This window comes from Cellvibrio sp. UBA7661, from assembly GCA_002483365.1.
Classification (GTDB): domain Bacteria; phylum Pseudomonadota; class Gammaproteobacteria; order Pseudomonadales; family Cellvibrionaceae; genus Cellvibrio.
Map to the genome: position 1 here is coordinate 1 of DLHT01000001.1, position 1,644 is coordinate 1,644.

At 49.5% G+C, this 1,644-nt stretch carries 1 protein-coding gene; it reads left to right on the forward strand.

The annotated features are described in order from the left end of the window. Positions 1-1,644: type I secretion system permease/ATPase (locus B2739_RS00005; RefSeq protein WP_331343831.1), on the forward strand; the 1,644-nt coding region annotated here is incomplete at both ends.

The following is a 1,644-nucleotide window of genomic DNA, read 5'->3' on the forward strand; positions in this document are numbered from 1 at the left end:
AGGTTTACAGTGCTTGGTAGCACTTGCAGGATTCCACCAGTTGCCCGCTGATGCGGCACAAATCTCCCACCAATTCGCAATACCCGGCCAACCCCTTGGCAACACCGAAATCCTCCGCGCTGCCAAAGCGCTTACCTTTAAAGCCAAACTTTTTACCTTCCCCCTCGCCAAATTAATCGGTTCGAGCTTACCCGCTATCGCCAAAACCAAAGACGGTGATTACATCATTCTTGCGCGCATTGCCGAAGAAGATGGCGTGCCGACGAAAGTGCTGGTGCAGGATTTACGCGAGCAAACACCTAAAACAGTCAGTGCAGACGAATTTAATGCGCTCTGGTCAGGTGAAGTGATTTTTCTCAGTCGTCGCCTCGGTATCCGCGAAAGCCTGCAACAAAAGTTTGATATCAGTTGGTTTATTCCTTCACTGATTAAATATCGGAAGCTGTTTGGCGAAGTGCTGATTGCCTCGTTCTTTTTGCAATTATTTGGCTTGATTACACCACTGTTGTTTCAGGTGGTGATGGATAAGGTATTGGTGCATCGCGGTTTCAGTACACTCGATGTGATTGCCTTCGCGTTTTTTGCGATTGCGATTTTTGAAGCACTGCTCGGCGGTATTCGCAGTTACACCATGGCTCACACCACCAGCCGTGTCGATGTGGAATTGGGTTCGCGTTTATTCCATCACTTAATGGCGTTGCCCATGGGTTATTTTGAAGCGCGACAGGTTGGACAAAATGTCGCGCGTGTGCATGAACTGGATACCATCCGCAATTTTATTACCGGCAGTGCGCTCACGTTAATTCTGGATCTGGGTTTCACCGTCGTGTTCCTGTTGGTGATGTGGTACTACAGCTCCACCTTATTTTTTGTTGTTGCTGCGACTATCCCTTGTTACATCCTCCTGTCTGTTTTTATTACCCCCATCCTGCGTCATCGCCTGAATGAGAAATTCAAATACGGCGCCGCCAATACCGCCTTTCTCACCGAATCCGTTACTGGTGTTCAAACCGTAAAAGCCATGGCGGTAGAACCGCAAATGCAACGCAAGTGGGAAGACCAGTTAGCCAATTATGTCAGCGCGTCTTTCCGCAGCCAAAATCTCGGCAATGTGGCGAATCAAATCGCTGGCCTGATTAATAAATTAATGACACTTGGCATTATCTGGTGGGGTGCTCATCTGGTGATTGGTGGTGAGCTTACGGTTGGTGAATTGATTGCCTTTAATATGCTGGCAGGCCGTGTGAGCGGGCCGATTTTAAAACTGGTGCAACTCTGGCAAGACTTCCAACAAGCGGGAATTTCCATTGAGCGTTTAGGCGATATCCTCAACACCCCACGTGAACCCGGCTACAACCCCAATCGTTCCACCTTGCCATCGATTGCCGGCGATGTGAGCTTTGAGCATGTGCGTTTTCGCTATCGACACGATGGCCCGGTAATTCTCGACGGCTTTAACCTGCAAGTAAAACCAGGCGAGATTATCGGCATTGTCGGTCGCTCCGGTTCCGGCAAAAGTACGCTCACCAAATTAATCCAGCGTTTGTATTTACCGGAAAGCGGCAGGGTATTGGTGGATGGTGTCGATCTAGCGATGGTGGATACCGCCTGGTTGCGGCGCAATATCGGTGTGGTGTTGCAAGA